Raw genomic sequence first — 12,570 nt, forward strand, 5'->3', positions numbered from 1 at the left:
GCTGTAGCTCGCCGCCCTGCCGCCAGCAGTAGGCGACTTCGTCCGGGTACTTACCGGGACGCCACAGCCAAAAGAACGGCAACCCCTGGTTGAAGTGCTTGCGGAAAGGTTCCAGCGGCCCGCGCACCCAGTCGGGCGTGAGATTGTCTAGCTCGATGGTGGTCCCGGCTCCGTAGCGGATTACGCTGTTGCCGATGAGTTGGCCGGTTTCGCTTTCGTTGACCAGCAGCCGCACCGTCTCGCCGAAGCGGATCGGGGTGTGCCCCTGGTACAGCCGCCGCTGACCCCGTAGCGCCTTGCCAATGTGGACAACGCCAATGGACGGTGGCGCGCTTCCCTCGACGCGCAGCCGCCAGCGGTCACTTGATTGCTCGTCGAACAAAAACGCCAAGCCCCGATTGTCCCCCGTCGACCCCGACGCCGCCGTCACCCAGTCGTTGCCGTCGTGATACTCGATGTAGACGGAGCATTCGGCATCGCCTAGCGTGTGAGCCTCGATACCCGCGTAGTCCGCGGCTCGCACAGCCGGGAGCTGGACCTCAAGCGTTGCCGGCACGGTTTCCGGCGTCCAAAAGTCGGTCGTACCAATCAGCGCGTTTTCGGCATAACCGTCCGCCGTTTCGCTGCTGGCCGTAAGCTCGCCCTCGGCTAACAGGTTCTGATAGCCGAAAACAGGCGCATTGGGGTGAGCCTCGTCCGTGGCTGCTTGGCTTAGGACGAGGTTGCCGGTTATTGCTAGGGTCATGAGGACACCGCGAAAGTCATGCCCCGGTTGCCCGCCTCTTGGTTCAGCGCTTCGAATAGCTGCCCAAGCTGCTCGCCGGAGTACATTTGCGAGGGATCAATGCCGCTAAGGCTTACCGAGATGGGTGATTGCTGTTGCTGTCCTGTTTGCGACACCGGCGTACTGTCGGTTATCTCGCCGGTCCCGCTCATACCAGCCGATGACATATTGCCGCTGGACCCTTTACCAGATTTCAGCGCCGCGACAAGACCAAAGCCTTTGGTTGCGATCTTCGCGGCAGCGATCGGACCAGCGGGCCAACCAAGCTTCAAGGCCTCTGCTTGCCCGACCAGCGTTGCGGCAAACGCTTGGGATGCGCCAGCGATACGCGCAGTCTTCGCCATCCGGTCATTAACTAGCCCGTAAGCGGCAAGCATGTTCGTGCCTTCCTTGGCGACCAGGTCGACTTGTGCCCGCATGCTCTTTTCGTTGAGCTGCTCAAGATCCGATAACCCTTTGCGCCGGATTTCTTCCATGCGCTCGTAGTGCTCGGACTCCATTTGCTCCTTGAGGTGGTTGAATTCCTCAAGGGTTACGCGCTCATGCTCAAGCGCCTCGAAGAGGTGCTCCATCTTCTCTTCGTGACGGAGCTTTTCCACTTCATCCTCAGCGCGGAAACCTTCCCGAATTGCCTCAAGCCGCTTGTCGATGGCCTCGTGCAGCTGATCCAGCTCTTCCTGATGCTGTTCTTCCCCGCCGAACACGCCACCCATCTGTTCGCGGGCCTCCAGCGTCTTCCGGCTGGCCTCTTGCGCCGCCTCCGTGGCGTCGTCAACGAACTTTTTAATCTTGCCGGACGGCATGGGCTGCATGGCGAGGTCATGGAGCTCTCCACGTAGCTGCGCGACCTGATCGTCGGCCACATCGCTCATCGTCCGAATGGAGTTCATGAACGGTGAATCGCCGATAGGATCTATGGTCGCGATATCAACCTTCGGGAGTCTATTAAGCTGCTCGACAGTAGCGTTAACGGCCCGACCAACGGAGTCGATGAAAGCGGAGATTCCTTCGGCCGCCCGCCGTACAATACCCATGACTGCCGATCCCCAGGCGGCTGCCAACAGTTGCAGCCCCTTGAAGACAACACGCAGCCCTTGAATGGTGTCGGCAAACCATCCCGCGCCTGTCACCGCAATATCAAACGCCTTGTCGATAGCATCGGCAAAGCCGTTCGACTCGATAGCCATTTCGCTCAGCAGCGACGCAATGGCATCGATAAGCGGCGCGAACTTAACAGCAAACCGGTTGATGATACCGGTGCCGATCTCACGCAGCGTCGACATGGAGTCGTTGGCACGCTCAATGGTGACAACGTCGACATCGCTAAGTGCAAGCCCCAATGCGTCAGCTTGGCGCGCACCCTCGGCCAGCGTCTCGGGGTCCAGCCGCATCATGGCCGCGCCGGCACGGTCCCCATAGAACTCCGAAGCGACGGTTGCTTGCTGCCAGGCGGGTATTTGGTCGCGAATGGCTTGGTTAATCGTCGCCAAACGCTGGTCAAGCGGCATCTGCGCCAGCTCTTCGGCGGAAAGGCCCATTTGGTCGAGACGAGCCGCCGCTGTGCCCGATCCTTCCGCAGCGCGACCAAGTTGATTGGTCAGTTGGCGCGTGGCCTGCTCCAGCTGGCTATTACTAATGCCAGCCATATCCGCGCCACGCTGAACACCGGCAAGCGTGGCTTGAGTCGTTTGCAGCGATTGTGCAAGCTTGGCCTGGGTATCAATCGCCTGCATCGAGCGTGAGACAAGCGCAGCCCCAATGGCTGCTCCAGCCGCCACGATGGCCGCGCCGAACTTGGCAGCACCCGCAACGCCTGCCCGCATCGAGCGGCCCATGTCACGCATTTGGGCTTTAACGCCCTTAGCGTTGCGGTCGAATTCTCGCGTGTCGGCGCCAATGCGGACAACAAGGGAGCCTAACCTACCGGCAGACATCAGCTGTCTCCATAAGTGTCTTCATAAAGCTCTGCCACCTCGTCTTCCGTCAACGAGCCGTACATGCGTGTCGGGGTTTTGGCTTGAACTAGCCACCAGAATTCGACAGGGTGAAGCCGCCAGAACTCGGCTGGCGACATGCCCCAGTTGCCTACCGCCGCTTTGTACGCTTCCGCGACGAGCGACCGGTCTTGCCTTGCACTCCTTTTTTTTCTGCTCGCCGGCAGACGACGCTAGCGCGGCAGGCGGCAACATCAGCGTCAGGAGCGTGTTGGTAGCCTCCATGATGCGGGCCTGGGTCGCTCCGCCTTCGAACATGGAGGCGTAGACCTCATCGTCATTTACCCGTGCGCCCGCGTGCCTCAGGATCGCGGCGAACGCTTGAGCAAGACGTGCGACAGGGGCGGTCCCGCGTTGGCTGAAACGATCCAGCTCGGCAATGGTGATAACGTCCTCGATCTTGGCGATCGCCATCATTACGTCGTTTGCCGGGATGGTGTAGCTACGGCCTTTCCAGTCGAGAGTGATGTCTTCAAAATCGCCATCAGTCTTCCCCGTTGCCGTTACTGTTTCCGGGCACATAGATGACTTCGCCGCTCGATTGCAGCTCAGCGTCGAACGTTGTTCCTTCGTTGTATTCGCCAGTCTCGGAGTAGTTCGCCAGGAAAAACTGACCCGACAGTACGCCGCCGTCCGGGTACTCCAGCTCGGCCTCTCCCATACGCTGGCCGTTGAACCAATCACCTTTCAACGTGTCGCTTTTGGTGATGCCAGACAGGGAGATGTCGACCGATTGTTCGCCCGGCTCAGCGAGTAACTCACGCCAGCCGTCGGAATCGTCATCGGTGACATCGACGGGCTCGGAATTGCACTGCGGATTCTTCGTCCGAATCCCTGCAACCATTTCGTTCTTCCAGCGGAACTTGACCGCGCGGCCTTTAAATCCACCACTCATTGCTAAATCCTCGTTGCTACGGGCACAAAAAACCCGCTCAGCGGCGGGTTGTCAGGGCTTTTTCAGAAGAGCCGACCTAGTCGGCCTCATGCTCCGTTGGGATGATCGACTCAGGGGCGTCTTCGTAGGTGTAGTATGTCGCCATAAACGTCATAGCTAGCCTCCCGACACGACGCTCCCCTTCGCCGGAATAGTCGGGCTGGGTCTCGGATAGGTAGAAATTCGCGAGGCGACCCCCAAGCGTGGGCTCAGTCATCAGCACCGATTCCACTTCGGCCGCAATGCTGTCGGCCTCCCTATCAAAGTCGTGTGCCCCTCTAACGTGCACTGCTACCTGAACCTGAAGCTCGCGCCTCATGTCCCGGTCATCGGTGTACTGCTCGGAGCGCTCGTTGCCGGTGGCGACAGTAAGGCCGGGCAGCTCCCGGCCCTCCAGTGCGTGGAGCCGCGTCTCGTAGACATTGCCGGCCACCCGCTGGACCAGCAAAAGCCGTTCAGCAACCGCCTCGCGGATCTTTGCCCTTGCATGCATCACAGCCCGTCAATCCTCTCAAGCACCATGCGCATCATGCCGCCGAAATCGTCCTCAAAGGGCGGCACGATTTCATAGGTGACACCACGAATAACGATGTCCTGCCGCGTCTCGATACCTAGTCTTTCGGCGTCTTCTTTCAAGCACCAGGCCTCCGTGATGTAGCCGGACGTATCCAGCGTCTCGAAGGGTCGCCGGTTGAATACGACACGCAACGGCTCGCGCTGCATGCCGTACTCGGCTGGCTCTCCCATATGCCGGAGGACGGAACGATTAAGCCTGTCGTTCATTAACTTCCGTTCGCTCGTGCGCTCTGCAACATGCCGGGGTTCGTGCACATAAACAGCGGATAGCTGTATGCCTCGATGTCGGCCCACATGTTGCGCTCCAAGTCGGGGATAATCATGGAGTACAAGCGTTGCCCCGGCGTGTTAACGAAATCGAACGTCTCGGCGGGCGAGAAAACAGCCTCAAAAACGCCTGGCGCGTTAACCGGGAAGAATTTGGCCTTATCAGTGTCCACAGCCACTTCGGAGCCGTCGTCAGTGCCTCGGTAGTTGTGGAACACAATTCCGCCGAACCGGAACGATTCGAATGCAGCGCCTTGACGGAGATCAGCGGCTGCCGAGTAGTTCAGGTAGGTCTCTTTCACGCTCTTGTGGGAAATCAGCATGTCGTAGAACTGATCGCCGCAGATGGCATGCACTTCGGTCTGCGGCGTGGCGGCACCCTTCGCAGCACGAAGCATCTGCCGAACCACCTGGGAGCATTTGGTTCGAACTTCCGTGGTTGCAGTACCAAGCGCGAAGTTGATCTCGTCCGGCTGGGCAATGCCAAACTCCTGGAACCAATCATAAATGACCGAACCGTCGGCATCAGTGACGACACCCTGAACAGCGCCCAAGCGCATGTTCTCGTGGGTCAGCTCGATGTTGCGGACCAAGCCAGTCGGGCCGCCTAGGCGGCGCGCGATTTCGGCCTGAACCTGCTCCATTTCGGTTTCAGTCCCGAACGCGCGAATGTTCTGCAATTCATCCGCCATGATTCGGTCAGAGGTGGCGATGCGACTGGTCCGGAAATCTCGGATCTTGCGCTTCTCGTTCTTGCGCTGATCGAGTGGCGAACCACGTTCACTGGTCTGGATCAGGGACAGCTTGCCTTCGCGCTCTTCAACGGCCACGGTGGTGGTGCGGACTGGGCGCGGGTCAAAGATTCCCAGAGACCCAAGCATGGACGGCTGAAACGGCACCTTGTTAATAGCGGCCGTCAGCTCCACCATGCTAAAGGCGTTCTGCTGGAAGATATCCATCGTTGCCATGATTTCTTGCCCTCTATAAATACAAAAGGCCCGCGTTGCGGGCCTGGGTAATCAGTCTGTAAGTTGGCGGGTGGTTACCGGAGAATGATGTATTGCTCTGCCAATTCCTCGACGGCTGCATCCTGATCCTCGGCGGAAATACCGGCAGGCCAAATAAGTTCCTCACCGTTTACCTCGGCAAGACGAGCAACGGCAACTCCGTCGACGGGCCATCGGAAGCGTCCGCGCCAGCATATAGAATGGCGACAGCTGTCTCCGAACCGTCTTCGCTGCCAGGGCTTAATTGCACATAATTGCCGTTCGCGCTCAGCTTGCCCAGGACAGTGCCCGCCTCTAGCGCCTCGCCACCGGCGACGGTAATCGCTTCGCGGGAGATGGTTTTATTCCCCTCGCTCACCATAAATTCGCCAGCGTGCTGGCCTTCGATCAATGCAGTCATGCTTGGTCACCTCGTACGTTGCTGAATGCCTTGTCCCAGCCAGCCTGGTGGGATTCGGAGTTTTGGTTGAGTGAGTTGTCGATGTGTTGCTCGTTTGCCGCCTTGGCGTTCGTCACTGCGATTCGGAGCATTTCGACGGGGTCGTCGATGTGCGAAAGAATGGGGCCAGGGTCCAGTTCGGCGGCCGCAAACACGTCGCGAACCTTGCCGATCATCTCAATGCGAGATTGAACTTCAGACATCGGCAGTTTTGCCTTAACGAAGTCAACCGCCAGTGCGGGGATATCCGCCTCCGCACAAGCAGCAATCACGGCTTCCGCCGCTGCGGGCTCGGGGCCGCGCTTAAGTTCATCGATCTGCCGGCGCAGCTTAGCTACCTCACTGGCGTTGCTTTCCCCCGACGACCTGAGTGCCTTCCGCGTTTGCATCTGGGCGCGCTCTAGGACCTTTTCTAAATCTTCCGTGCATGCAACCGCCTGCAAATGCTCGTCCGTCGAATCGGCAAAACCCCATGTCACCGCCTCTTCAGCGGTCATTGTGGTATCCGCCTTCATCAGGTCGATGATGTCTTCCCGGTCCATGCCGCTACGCGCTTGGTAGATGTCAACGATACTGTCCCGGATCTTGTCTAGCCGGTCCGCCATATGACGGAAATCGTCAGCATCCCCAACTGCCGCAGTGAGGGGGTCATGTACGAACATCGTCGTTCCAAGCGCCATATGGAGCCGGCCGGGATCAGCGGCCTGCGCAATCACTGACGCGATGCTCGACGCCTCGCCAATAACGGTAACCTTCACACTAGCGGAGTGATTGCGAAGATAGTTGGTAATGGCGACGCCATCGGTAACCACTCCACCAGGGCTGTTAATTTCGAGGTCGATTTCCTCAACGTCGCCCATAGCGTCCACAGTACGAATAAATGTGGTCGCTGTTGAGTCCGTATTGGTCAGCCAGTTGTAGCTACCCACCACACCTTCGATACGCATTTTGGCAACGCGCTTATCCTCTTCACCCTCTCGCTCGGTGGCGACGTTTAAGACCTTAAGCCAGTTCATAGGCCCTCCGATTGTTCAGAACTCTCTGGAAGCCCAGCCTCTCGCCGAAGCTCCCTAAACCTTTTCTCTGCCTCAACGTTGTCCCTCTGTATCTGTTCAAGATCCCATCCAGTCTTCGCCGCCTCCCCTTCATGACTAGCCAGGTTGTGCTCGATAGCCTTGATCTTGGCTTCAACATCTTGGGTGGGGTGAAGATACGGCCAACCTTGAGGGCGCCATTCATGGGCTAAGTATTCGTGCCTACGCAGGGCGTACTGACGCGCCTCCAGGCGGCCGCGCATAACGGCAGCATCTGTCCACCAATGCCATATACGGCGACAAACCTGGAAGATCATTAGGTGGTCTTGATCGGCCTCGATACTGCGCCTGAACTCGTGCAAGATCGCCCTGACGAGCCGGTCATTAACCTTGGACCAATCCCCGGATAGGATTTCGTAGGGGACGCCGAGGCCAACGCCCATCCCGAGAATCTGCTGCCTCATAAAGTCGGCGTAACCTGCGCCTGTATCATCGCCATCGAACATCACCGGCTCTTCACCCGGCAAGCCCGACAGAAACGTTCCAGGCTCCGCGTTGATTGACGGGACGCCGTCATCGCCCTCGTTCACCGGCTCGCCGGTCATTGGATCAAACTTCCAATCGTCCTCGCCGACGTATTCCTTCTTGATAAAGCCGGTGTAAGGCGCTCGCGTTTGCTTGCGCACCAACTCGGCATCATCATAAGAATCAAAAGTGTATGCCTTAAGGAGCGCCTGAGCGGTAACCGGCTCTCCGCGAAGCTGTCCTGGCCTGAGCGGCAAGTAGTGATGGATCACGCTATCAGCAGGAACCCGGACAAGCTCACTAGCGTCAACTCTCGCGCTTGAGTCGTCCGGATGCTCCCTATACATCCAGTAAGCTACCCGCCGACCGCGCAAGTCGATCTCGATTCCGTGCCGGATCTGGTTGCCGTTGGCGGCAGTCTGGTTAAGCCAGATAGGAACGAACTCAGGCTCTAGGATTTGAAATTGAATAGGCACCGCCAAGCCGTCGCTATCTTGACGCATTCTCCTGCGCACAAAGACTTCCCCGGCCTGTCTTCGAGTGCGGCTGCATAGGGCCTGCATCCCGTAGATATCCAGAACGCCATCGGCGTCCATTTCGTCAGCGGATCGGTCCCATAGCGCATTTTGGCTTCTGCGGAAATCTTCGTCCTCTACGCGCGAGCGCGGAATTATCCCAGTCCCTATCTCGTTGGAAACGAGAGAATTAACACCCTGCCTAATCCAAGGATTGTTCCGGTAGCCGGCCCTACTACGATTCCTCAGCGTGTCTAAACTGCCTACCAGAGCATCATTGGGGCCTGAGCGTGGAGCATACCAATTCGAGGCGCGTCGACCCTGTCCCGCGCTGTCATAGGAAGACTTATTTGCCACGAAAGGCATGCCGCGATGATTCACAATTACGGAGCGCCGCATCGCTTATATTCCTTTGCTGACATTGACGCGCAACTGACGGGGCCGACGTTTCCCTGTGCCCTGCTGGAGGGATTCAACGATGCGCGCTTCCGCCTTTAGGAGCTCATCCATGCTGCGATACGTGACGCGACGGTCGGAAAACTGTACGGTCAGCTCGCCAGAGGCGATAGCAAGCCTTATGTTTTCCAGATCAAGTTGGGTAAATGCCATATCAGTTGAACCTGAATCGAGCGCGGCGTCCCCGCGTTGTGGGTCTCGGCTGAGTCTTCATCTCTCGCCGCTCGTCTTTAGTCATCACGTTGGCGTTGCGCTCCATTGGTGCGGCCCACGAAGGAGGCGCGGCCCAATTGATCTTGTCGCCTTTCAGATATAGCCAGAGCGCAGCTGCATAGACGAACAAGTCAAATGTCTCGTTAGGTCGGCCAGGGATCGGCTCCCAGCCTTTCTCAGTTCGCTGCTCTGCGGTCAATTCGTCGTAGTAGCGACCAGGGAGCCAATCAGGAAAATGCACATATCCGGGACCGGGTGACTCGCGCTGAAGGTCCGCATAGACTGCATCCTTAACCTGATTCCCGTTAACCAGGATCACGGGGACATCACCGCGTCCTCCGCTTCGACGATCCTTGCGGCTTGAGCTATCGGGATACGTCTCACGGATACGCCCGACCGCCCGTTTTTCGCCTTTAACGAGACGAACGCGATTCCCAAGCCCTGCCCGCTTCAGTCCTCGCCACCATTCGTAGGCACGCTCGGAGACGCCAGCCTTCCCGCCAAGGTCAACCCCTGCCCTATGGACGCGAAGTTCCCGTCCGCCTTCAAGCCGGTACGTAGCGTTGACTACCTTCTCCGTGACCTTGTCCCAATCCTCGATCCGAGCGGCCGGGTCAACGTCTGTTATCGGGTAGCGATCAATCAGCCAGCGCTCGCCCCGCTCCCCATAGCCAATGATTGCGACCTCGAAACGGGCCCTTTTCTTGGCGTCCCGGCTTGATTTCTTGCCGGCCTGCACATCGACTACGCCAATTAGCGTTCTCACACCTTCCGGAACAACGAACCGCTCAGACGGTTCGGCACGCTCCGACAAATAACCGCCATCTCGGGTGTCGTCTTGCTGGGCTTTGTAAAGGTAAGGGGCCGCCATATCGGTATTGATAACCGACTTCAGCGGTTCTTCATCGCCAGTGCGCTCGTAGTTATCAATCGCATGCAGATAATTAGCGATGATTGAGCGCCAAGACTGGAAGGCTGCAAACCAGCCCGGCATCCAGAACGAGGCGCGACGGCTTCGACGGCCCTCGCCGCTGACGACGCCATCAGAGCCAATTGTCTGACCCTCTTTAAGCCAGCGCGCGCTACGCTTGAACTTCCTCTCATCGCTCTGAGAAATAAGACAGCCGCTAGCAGTGCAAATAAGCTGCGCCCGCTCCGCTCTTGAATCGATGCTCCCGTCGTCTGGAATCATTGCCGCTTCTGGCCCAGCCTCCGGCGTAAAATACTCGCCGCAGCACGGGCATTTCCCATAGAGACGACGGCGATCTCCAGTATTGTAGAGCCCAAGTATTCCTGAAGTCGGCGGGGCCTCGTGGGGCGTCTTCCGTCTCCACTTGGGATCGCGCACCGGCCGGGACGGCGAAGACTCCGCACACGTCATGCCCCGGCTTAGGAATGTCGTTGTACGCTTCCGCGCAAGGTCGAACGCCGAACCTTCGCCGCCAATATCCTCCGGCATACGGTCGTAATCGGTCAGCGCCATACGCCCGATAGCACGGCCTGCAAGCTGATTCTTTGACGGCCAACCTAATGACAAGATCATGCCGCTAGAGAACGTCTTGTCATGCGTGTTGTCATCCTGGCCTGGACGAAGTCGAGCGCGAAGGTCGGGAGAAGCGGCAATCAGTCGGTCGACTCGACGCCGACTGTAATCGCGCGCTGTGTCCTGAGCCGTCTGAATGACTGTCATGTCGCCTGGATCGGCAACGATGCTGTGCGCAATCCAGTTATCAATTAGCGCCTGGGTCTTAGCAGACTGCGCTGGCCCCACAAATATGACTGCCTCGCACTCACGAGATGACAGGCGCTGCGCCGGCTCCACCATGTAATGTGTCAGATCATTCGACCACGGACCTTGGTAGCCGCCCGGAATGTCAAGCACAACATGTCGCTCAGCAGCCTCAGGCACTGTCAAGCGGCGCGGCGGCCTAACGATCTCGGCGACCTCGGCCAGGATGCTTCTTGCGCTGGCGAGGTTAGACATTATCGTCTTCCTCTCCAGACAGTTCTCGGTAAAGCTGGTCCCGCATGCGATCTACAGTGCGCTGAATAACCGATGTCTGCTCCGGCGTGAGGCCCGCATCACGCTCAACAACATCAGTCAATGTTTCCAGGCCCAGCATGACCGCCTTCAATGCCCCCGCCCATGCCGAGCGTACATCCTCGGCTTTAAGCAACTGGCCAAGCTCTTGCTCGTACTCCAGGCGTTTCAGCTCGGAGGCATACCATCGGTCGCGTTCAGTCGCCGGAAGTTCGTTCGGGTCAGTGGCGGCAGCTGGCATCGCATCGCCGTAAAGCGCCGGTCCAACGTCTCGCCAGTGATATACCGGGTGCCCCGACTTTGTCCCCGACGGCTTGATGCCTTGAACCTTACGCGTAATCGTCTCCCGCGCCATCCCCGTCATTTGAGACAGGCGATTTATGCTGAAGAGATTCGCGTCATTGACGTTGGCAACTGCACCCATGATCTACCAAGCCGACAGCCCGCCTCGACCAATGAAACCAAGGCGTTAGATGGCTTTGTTGTTGAAGTCTTGTGGAACTGAAAAAACTGTCGAGAACCGGGGTCGCGAATTACCCACGGTAATCGCTCTTGCTCAGGGTCCCCGCTCGATCATCGAGCCGTCCTCAACGCTCGCTCCACAGCATCACGCAGATTGCGCGCATAGTTGCGACGTACAGCGGCGTATGCCGTCTCGTAGAACTTGAAGGGACGGTCGGCATAACGTGCTTGGCTCTCCCATGACACGAGCATACGGATGCGTTGACCGCCTCTCCTGCTGCGTGTGCCAACGCGCTCCCATATGCCGGCGCCGCCCTGCCCGCCTCGCGGGGTTCCACTGAAATACTTCTGCCTGTTGGAAAGCAGGCGCTTTACCTTGCCCTTGGGCATGTTCCCATATGCGTTCTTACGCATGTTGGAGGTGGGTACTGGGATAGCTTGGCCGCTTGGCCGTCTTGTGCCGCCGTCTACCTGATAGCGCAGATACTGTTCCTGGGTGGGGCGAACGAATATAGCCGCTTGCAGGTTGCGCTTAGTAGCACGTCGGTATGCGATACCCCTCTTAGTGAAAGGGGTTGGCCTGTCCAGCTGGTCTGGCATGCTGGCCATTACAGACTCACGCCCGCCCATCGCTGTACGGGTTAGTGCCATTGCGGTAGCGAACGGGAGCTGCTGGCGCTGCACGTTATCCAGATTCCGCAGAATCTCGCGCTCACCTATTACCGCCCCACCCATACTCTCAACCTCGGGCGGCACTAGGCCGCCTCCTCGTTAAACACTTCCGCGAGCACGTCGACGTGATACGTCTTCACCGTGCCAAACACTTCGCTATGCGCCTCACCGGTGTCCACGCCATATTCACGCGACAACTTTGACGCCTTACGACCGAGCAGGCTTGCCCGTTTAACGTCCAGACTGAGACCGCGCAGCGAGGCATAGCCGGCCACCGTGTAGTAGTCGCGGGGCGAGGTCTCGACCTTGGCGCGGATGTCTGCGATTTCGTTCCGCTGACTTGCCTGCTCCTGCTTAACTGCATCTAGTTGGGTCAGCATTGTGGCGACGGCGGCAAGCTGTGGGTCTTTGATAACAGGCAGCGCCGAGTCCATAGCCTTGAGCTTGGCCAAGACGGTGCGGCGCACGGCCTTTGACTCGCGCATCCCGACCAAAGTGCACTGGTCACGAGTGAGCTCATAGAAACCCACCTTTGCGCCATTCCGGGGGTGCGTAAAAGTTTTACGCGGTCCCAATTCGCCCTCTAGCTCATCCTCTACGCGGGCGAGAAAATGCCTATTCGCCACCTCGCTCTCACCGTGCTCTAAGCGG

Annotated in this window: 14 protein-coding genes and 1 pseudogene; all 15 read right to left on the reverse strand. The window is 58.5% G+C overall.

Features of this window, described 5'->3' with window-relative positions:
* Positions 1 to 745, reverse strand: a 745-nt coding sequence (locus CAI21_RS22110; RefSeq protein ID WP_116304288.1) for a hypothetical protein, incomplete at its 3' end; no start/stop codon positions are given.
* Complete coding sequence (locus tag CAI21_RS22115; protein WP_116304289.1) at positions 742 to 2,718, reverse strand: hypothetical protein; 1,977 nt, start codon at positions 2,716 to 2,718, stop codon at positions 742 to 744. The genes CAI21_RS22115 and CAI21_RS22110, both read right to left, overlap by 4 nt.
* Positions 2,718 to 2,858 (reverse strand): phage tail assembly chaperone, encoded by a 141-nt coding sequence (locus tag CAI21_RS26195; RefSeq protein WP_116304290.1) that lies wholly within the window; start codon positions 2,856 to 2,858, stop codon positions 2,718 to 2,720. Before CAI21_RS26195 ends, CAI21_RS22115 begins: the two co-directional genes overlap by 1 nt.
* Before the next feature lie 404 nt (positions 2,859 to 3,262).
* Positions 3,263 to 3,673, reverse strand: a complete 411-nt coding sequence (locus CAI21_RS22125) for a phage tail tube protein (RefSeq protein ID WP_116304291.1) — start codon at positions 3,671 to 3,673, stop codon at positions 3,263 to 3,265.
* 76 nt (positions 3,674 to 3,749) lie between these two features.
* A complete protein-coding gene (locus CAI21_RS22130) occupies positions 3,750 to 4,208 on the reverse strand; it encodes a hypothetical protein (RefSeq protein WP_147305217.1) in 459 nt (152 codons plus the stop codon).
* On the reverse strand, positions 4,205 to 4,495 hold the full coding sequence (locus CAI21_RS22135; protein WP_116304293.1) for a head-tail joining protein: 291 nt from the start codon (positions 4,493 to 4,495) through the stop codon (positions 4,205 to 4,207). Before CAI21_RS22135 ends, CAI21_RS22130 begins: the two co-directional genes overlap by 4 nt.
* Positions 4,495 to 5,523, reverse strand: coding sequence for a major capsid protein (locus CAI21_RS22140; protein ID WP_116304294.1), 1,029 nt, complete (start codon positions 5,521 to 5,523; stop codon positions 4,495 to 4,497). Before CAI21_RS22140 ends, CAI21_RS22135 begins: the two co-directional genes overlap by 1 nt.
* Positions 5,524 to 5,597: 74 nt before the next feature.
* Positions 5,598 to 5,962, reverse strand: a pseudogene (locus tag CAI21_RS22145) (head decoration protein).
* Positions 5,959 to 7,017 (reverse strand): head maturation protease, ClpP-related, encoded by a 1,059-nt coding sequence (locus tag CAI21_RS22150; RefSeq protein WP_116304295.1) that lies wholly within the window; start codon positions 7,015 to 7,017, stop codon positions 5,959 to 5,961. Before CAI21_RS22150 ends, CAI21_RS22145 begins: the two are co-directional and overlap by 4 nt.
* Positions 7,014 to 8,474: a phage portal protein gene (locus tag CAI21_RS22155; RefSeq protein ID WP_116304296.1), complete on the reverse strand. Its 1,461-nt coding sequence runs from the start codon at positions 8,472 to 8,474 to the stop codon at positions 7,014 to 7,016. Before CAI21_RS22155 ends, CAI21_RS22150 begins: the two co-directional genes overlap by 4 nt.
* A 3-nt stretch (positions 8,475 to 8,477) precedes the next feature.
* Positions 8,478 to 8,684, reverse strand: coding sequence for a phage head-tail joining protein (locus CAI21_RS22160; protein ID WP_116304297.1), 207 nt, complete (start codon positions 8,682 to 8,684; stop codon positions 8,478 to 8,480).
* A 1-nt stretch (position 8,685) separates the two neighbouring features.
* Entirely contained in the window at positions 8,686 to 10,728 is a 2,043-nt protein-coding gene (locus CAI21_RS22165; RefSeq protein ID WP_116304298.1) for a phage terminase large subunit family protein, read from the reverse strand.
* Positions 10,721 to 11,209 (reverse strand): DUF1441 family protein, encoded by a 489-nt coding sequence (locus CAI21_RS22170; protein WP_116304299.1) that lies wholly within the window; start codon positions 11,207 to 11,209, stop codon positions 10,721 to 10,723. The genes CAI21_RS22165 and CAI21_RS22170 overlap by 8 nt, the downstream gene beginning before the upstream one ends.
* A 149-nt stretch (positions 11,210 to 11,358) precedes the next feature.
* Positions 11,359 to 12,003, reverse strand: coding sequence for a hypothetical protein (locus tag CAI21_RS22175; protein ID WP_116304300.1), 645 nt, complete (start codon positions 12,001 to 12,003; stop codon positions 11,359 to 11,361).
* On the reverse strand, positions 12,003 to 12,570 hold a 568-nt coding region (locus CAI21_RS22180), incomplete at its 5' end, for a hypothetical protein (RefSeq protein ID WP_404840907.1). The genes CAI21_RS22180 and CAI21_RS22175, both read right to left, overlap by 1 nt.

Source organism: Alkalilimnicola ehrlichii (assembly GCF_003399765.1).
Taxonomy (GTDB): Bacteria; Pseudomonadota; Gammaproteobacteria; order Nitrococcales; family AK92; genus AK92.

Bases quoted from the DNA above. Each gene is read 5' to 3' on its own strand.
- CAI21_RS22115 (WP_116304289.1), bottom strand. From the start codon at position 2,718: ATGTCTGCCGGTAGGTTAGGCTCCCTTGTTGTCCGCATTGGCGCCGAC.
- CAI21_RS26195 (WP_116304290.1), bottom strand. From the start codon at position 2,858: ATGTCGCCAGCCGAGTTCTGGCGGCTTCACCCTGTCGAATTCTGGTGG.
- CAI21_RS22125 (WP_116304291.1), bottom strand. From the start codon at position 3,673: ATGAGTGGTGGATTTAAAGGCCGCGCGGTCAAGTTCCGCTGGAAGAAC.
- CAI21_RS22135 (WP_116304293.1), bottom strand. From the start codon at position 4,495: ATGAACGACAGGCTTAATCGTTCCGTCCTCCGGCATATGGGAGAGCCA.
- CAI21_RS22140 (WP_116304294.1), bottom strand. From the start codon at position 5,523: ATGGCAACGATGGATATCTTCCAGCAGAACGCCTTTAGCATGGTGGAG.
- CAI21_RS22150 (WP_116304295.1), bottom strand. From the start codon at position 7,017: ATGAACTGGCTTAAGGTCTTAAACGTCGCCACCGAGCGAGAGGGTGAA.
- CAI21_RS22155 (WP_116304296.1), bottom strand. From the start codon at position 8,474: ATGCGGCGCTCCGTAATTGTGAATCATCGCGGCATGCCTTTCGTGGCA.
- CAI21_RS22160 (WP_116304297.1), bottom strand. From the start codon at position 8,684: ATGGCATTTACCCAACTTGATCTGGAAAACATAAGGCTTGCTATCGCC.
- CAI21_RS22165 (WP_116304298.1), bottom strand. From the start codon at position 10,728: ATGTCTAACCTCGCCAGCGCAAGAAGCATCCTGGCCGAGGTCGCCGAG.
- CAI21_RS22170 (WP_116304299.1), bottom strand. From the start codon at position 11,209: ATGGGTGCAGTTGCCAACGTCAATGACGCGAATCTCTTCAGCATAAAT.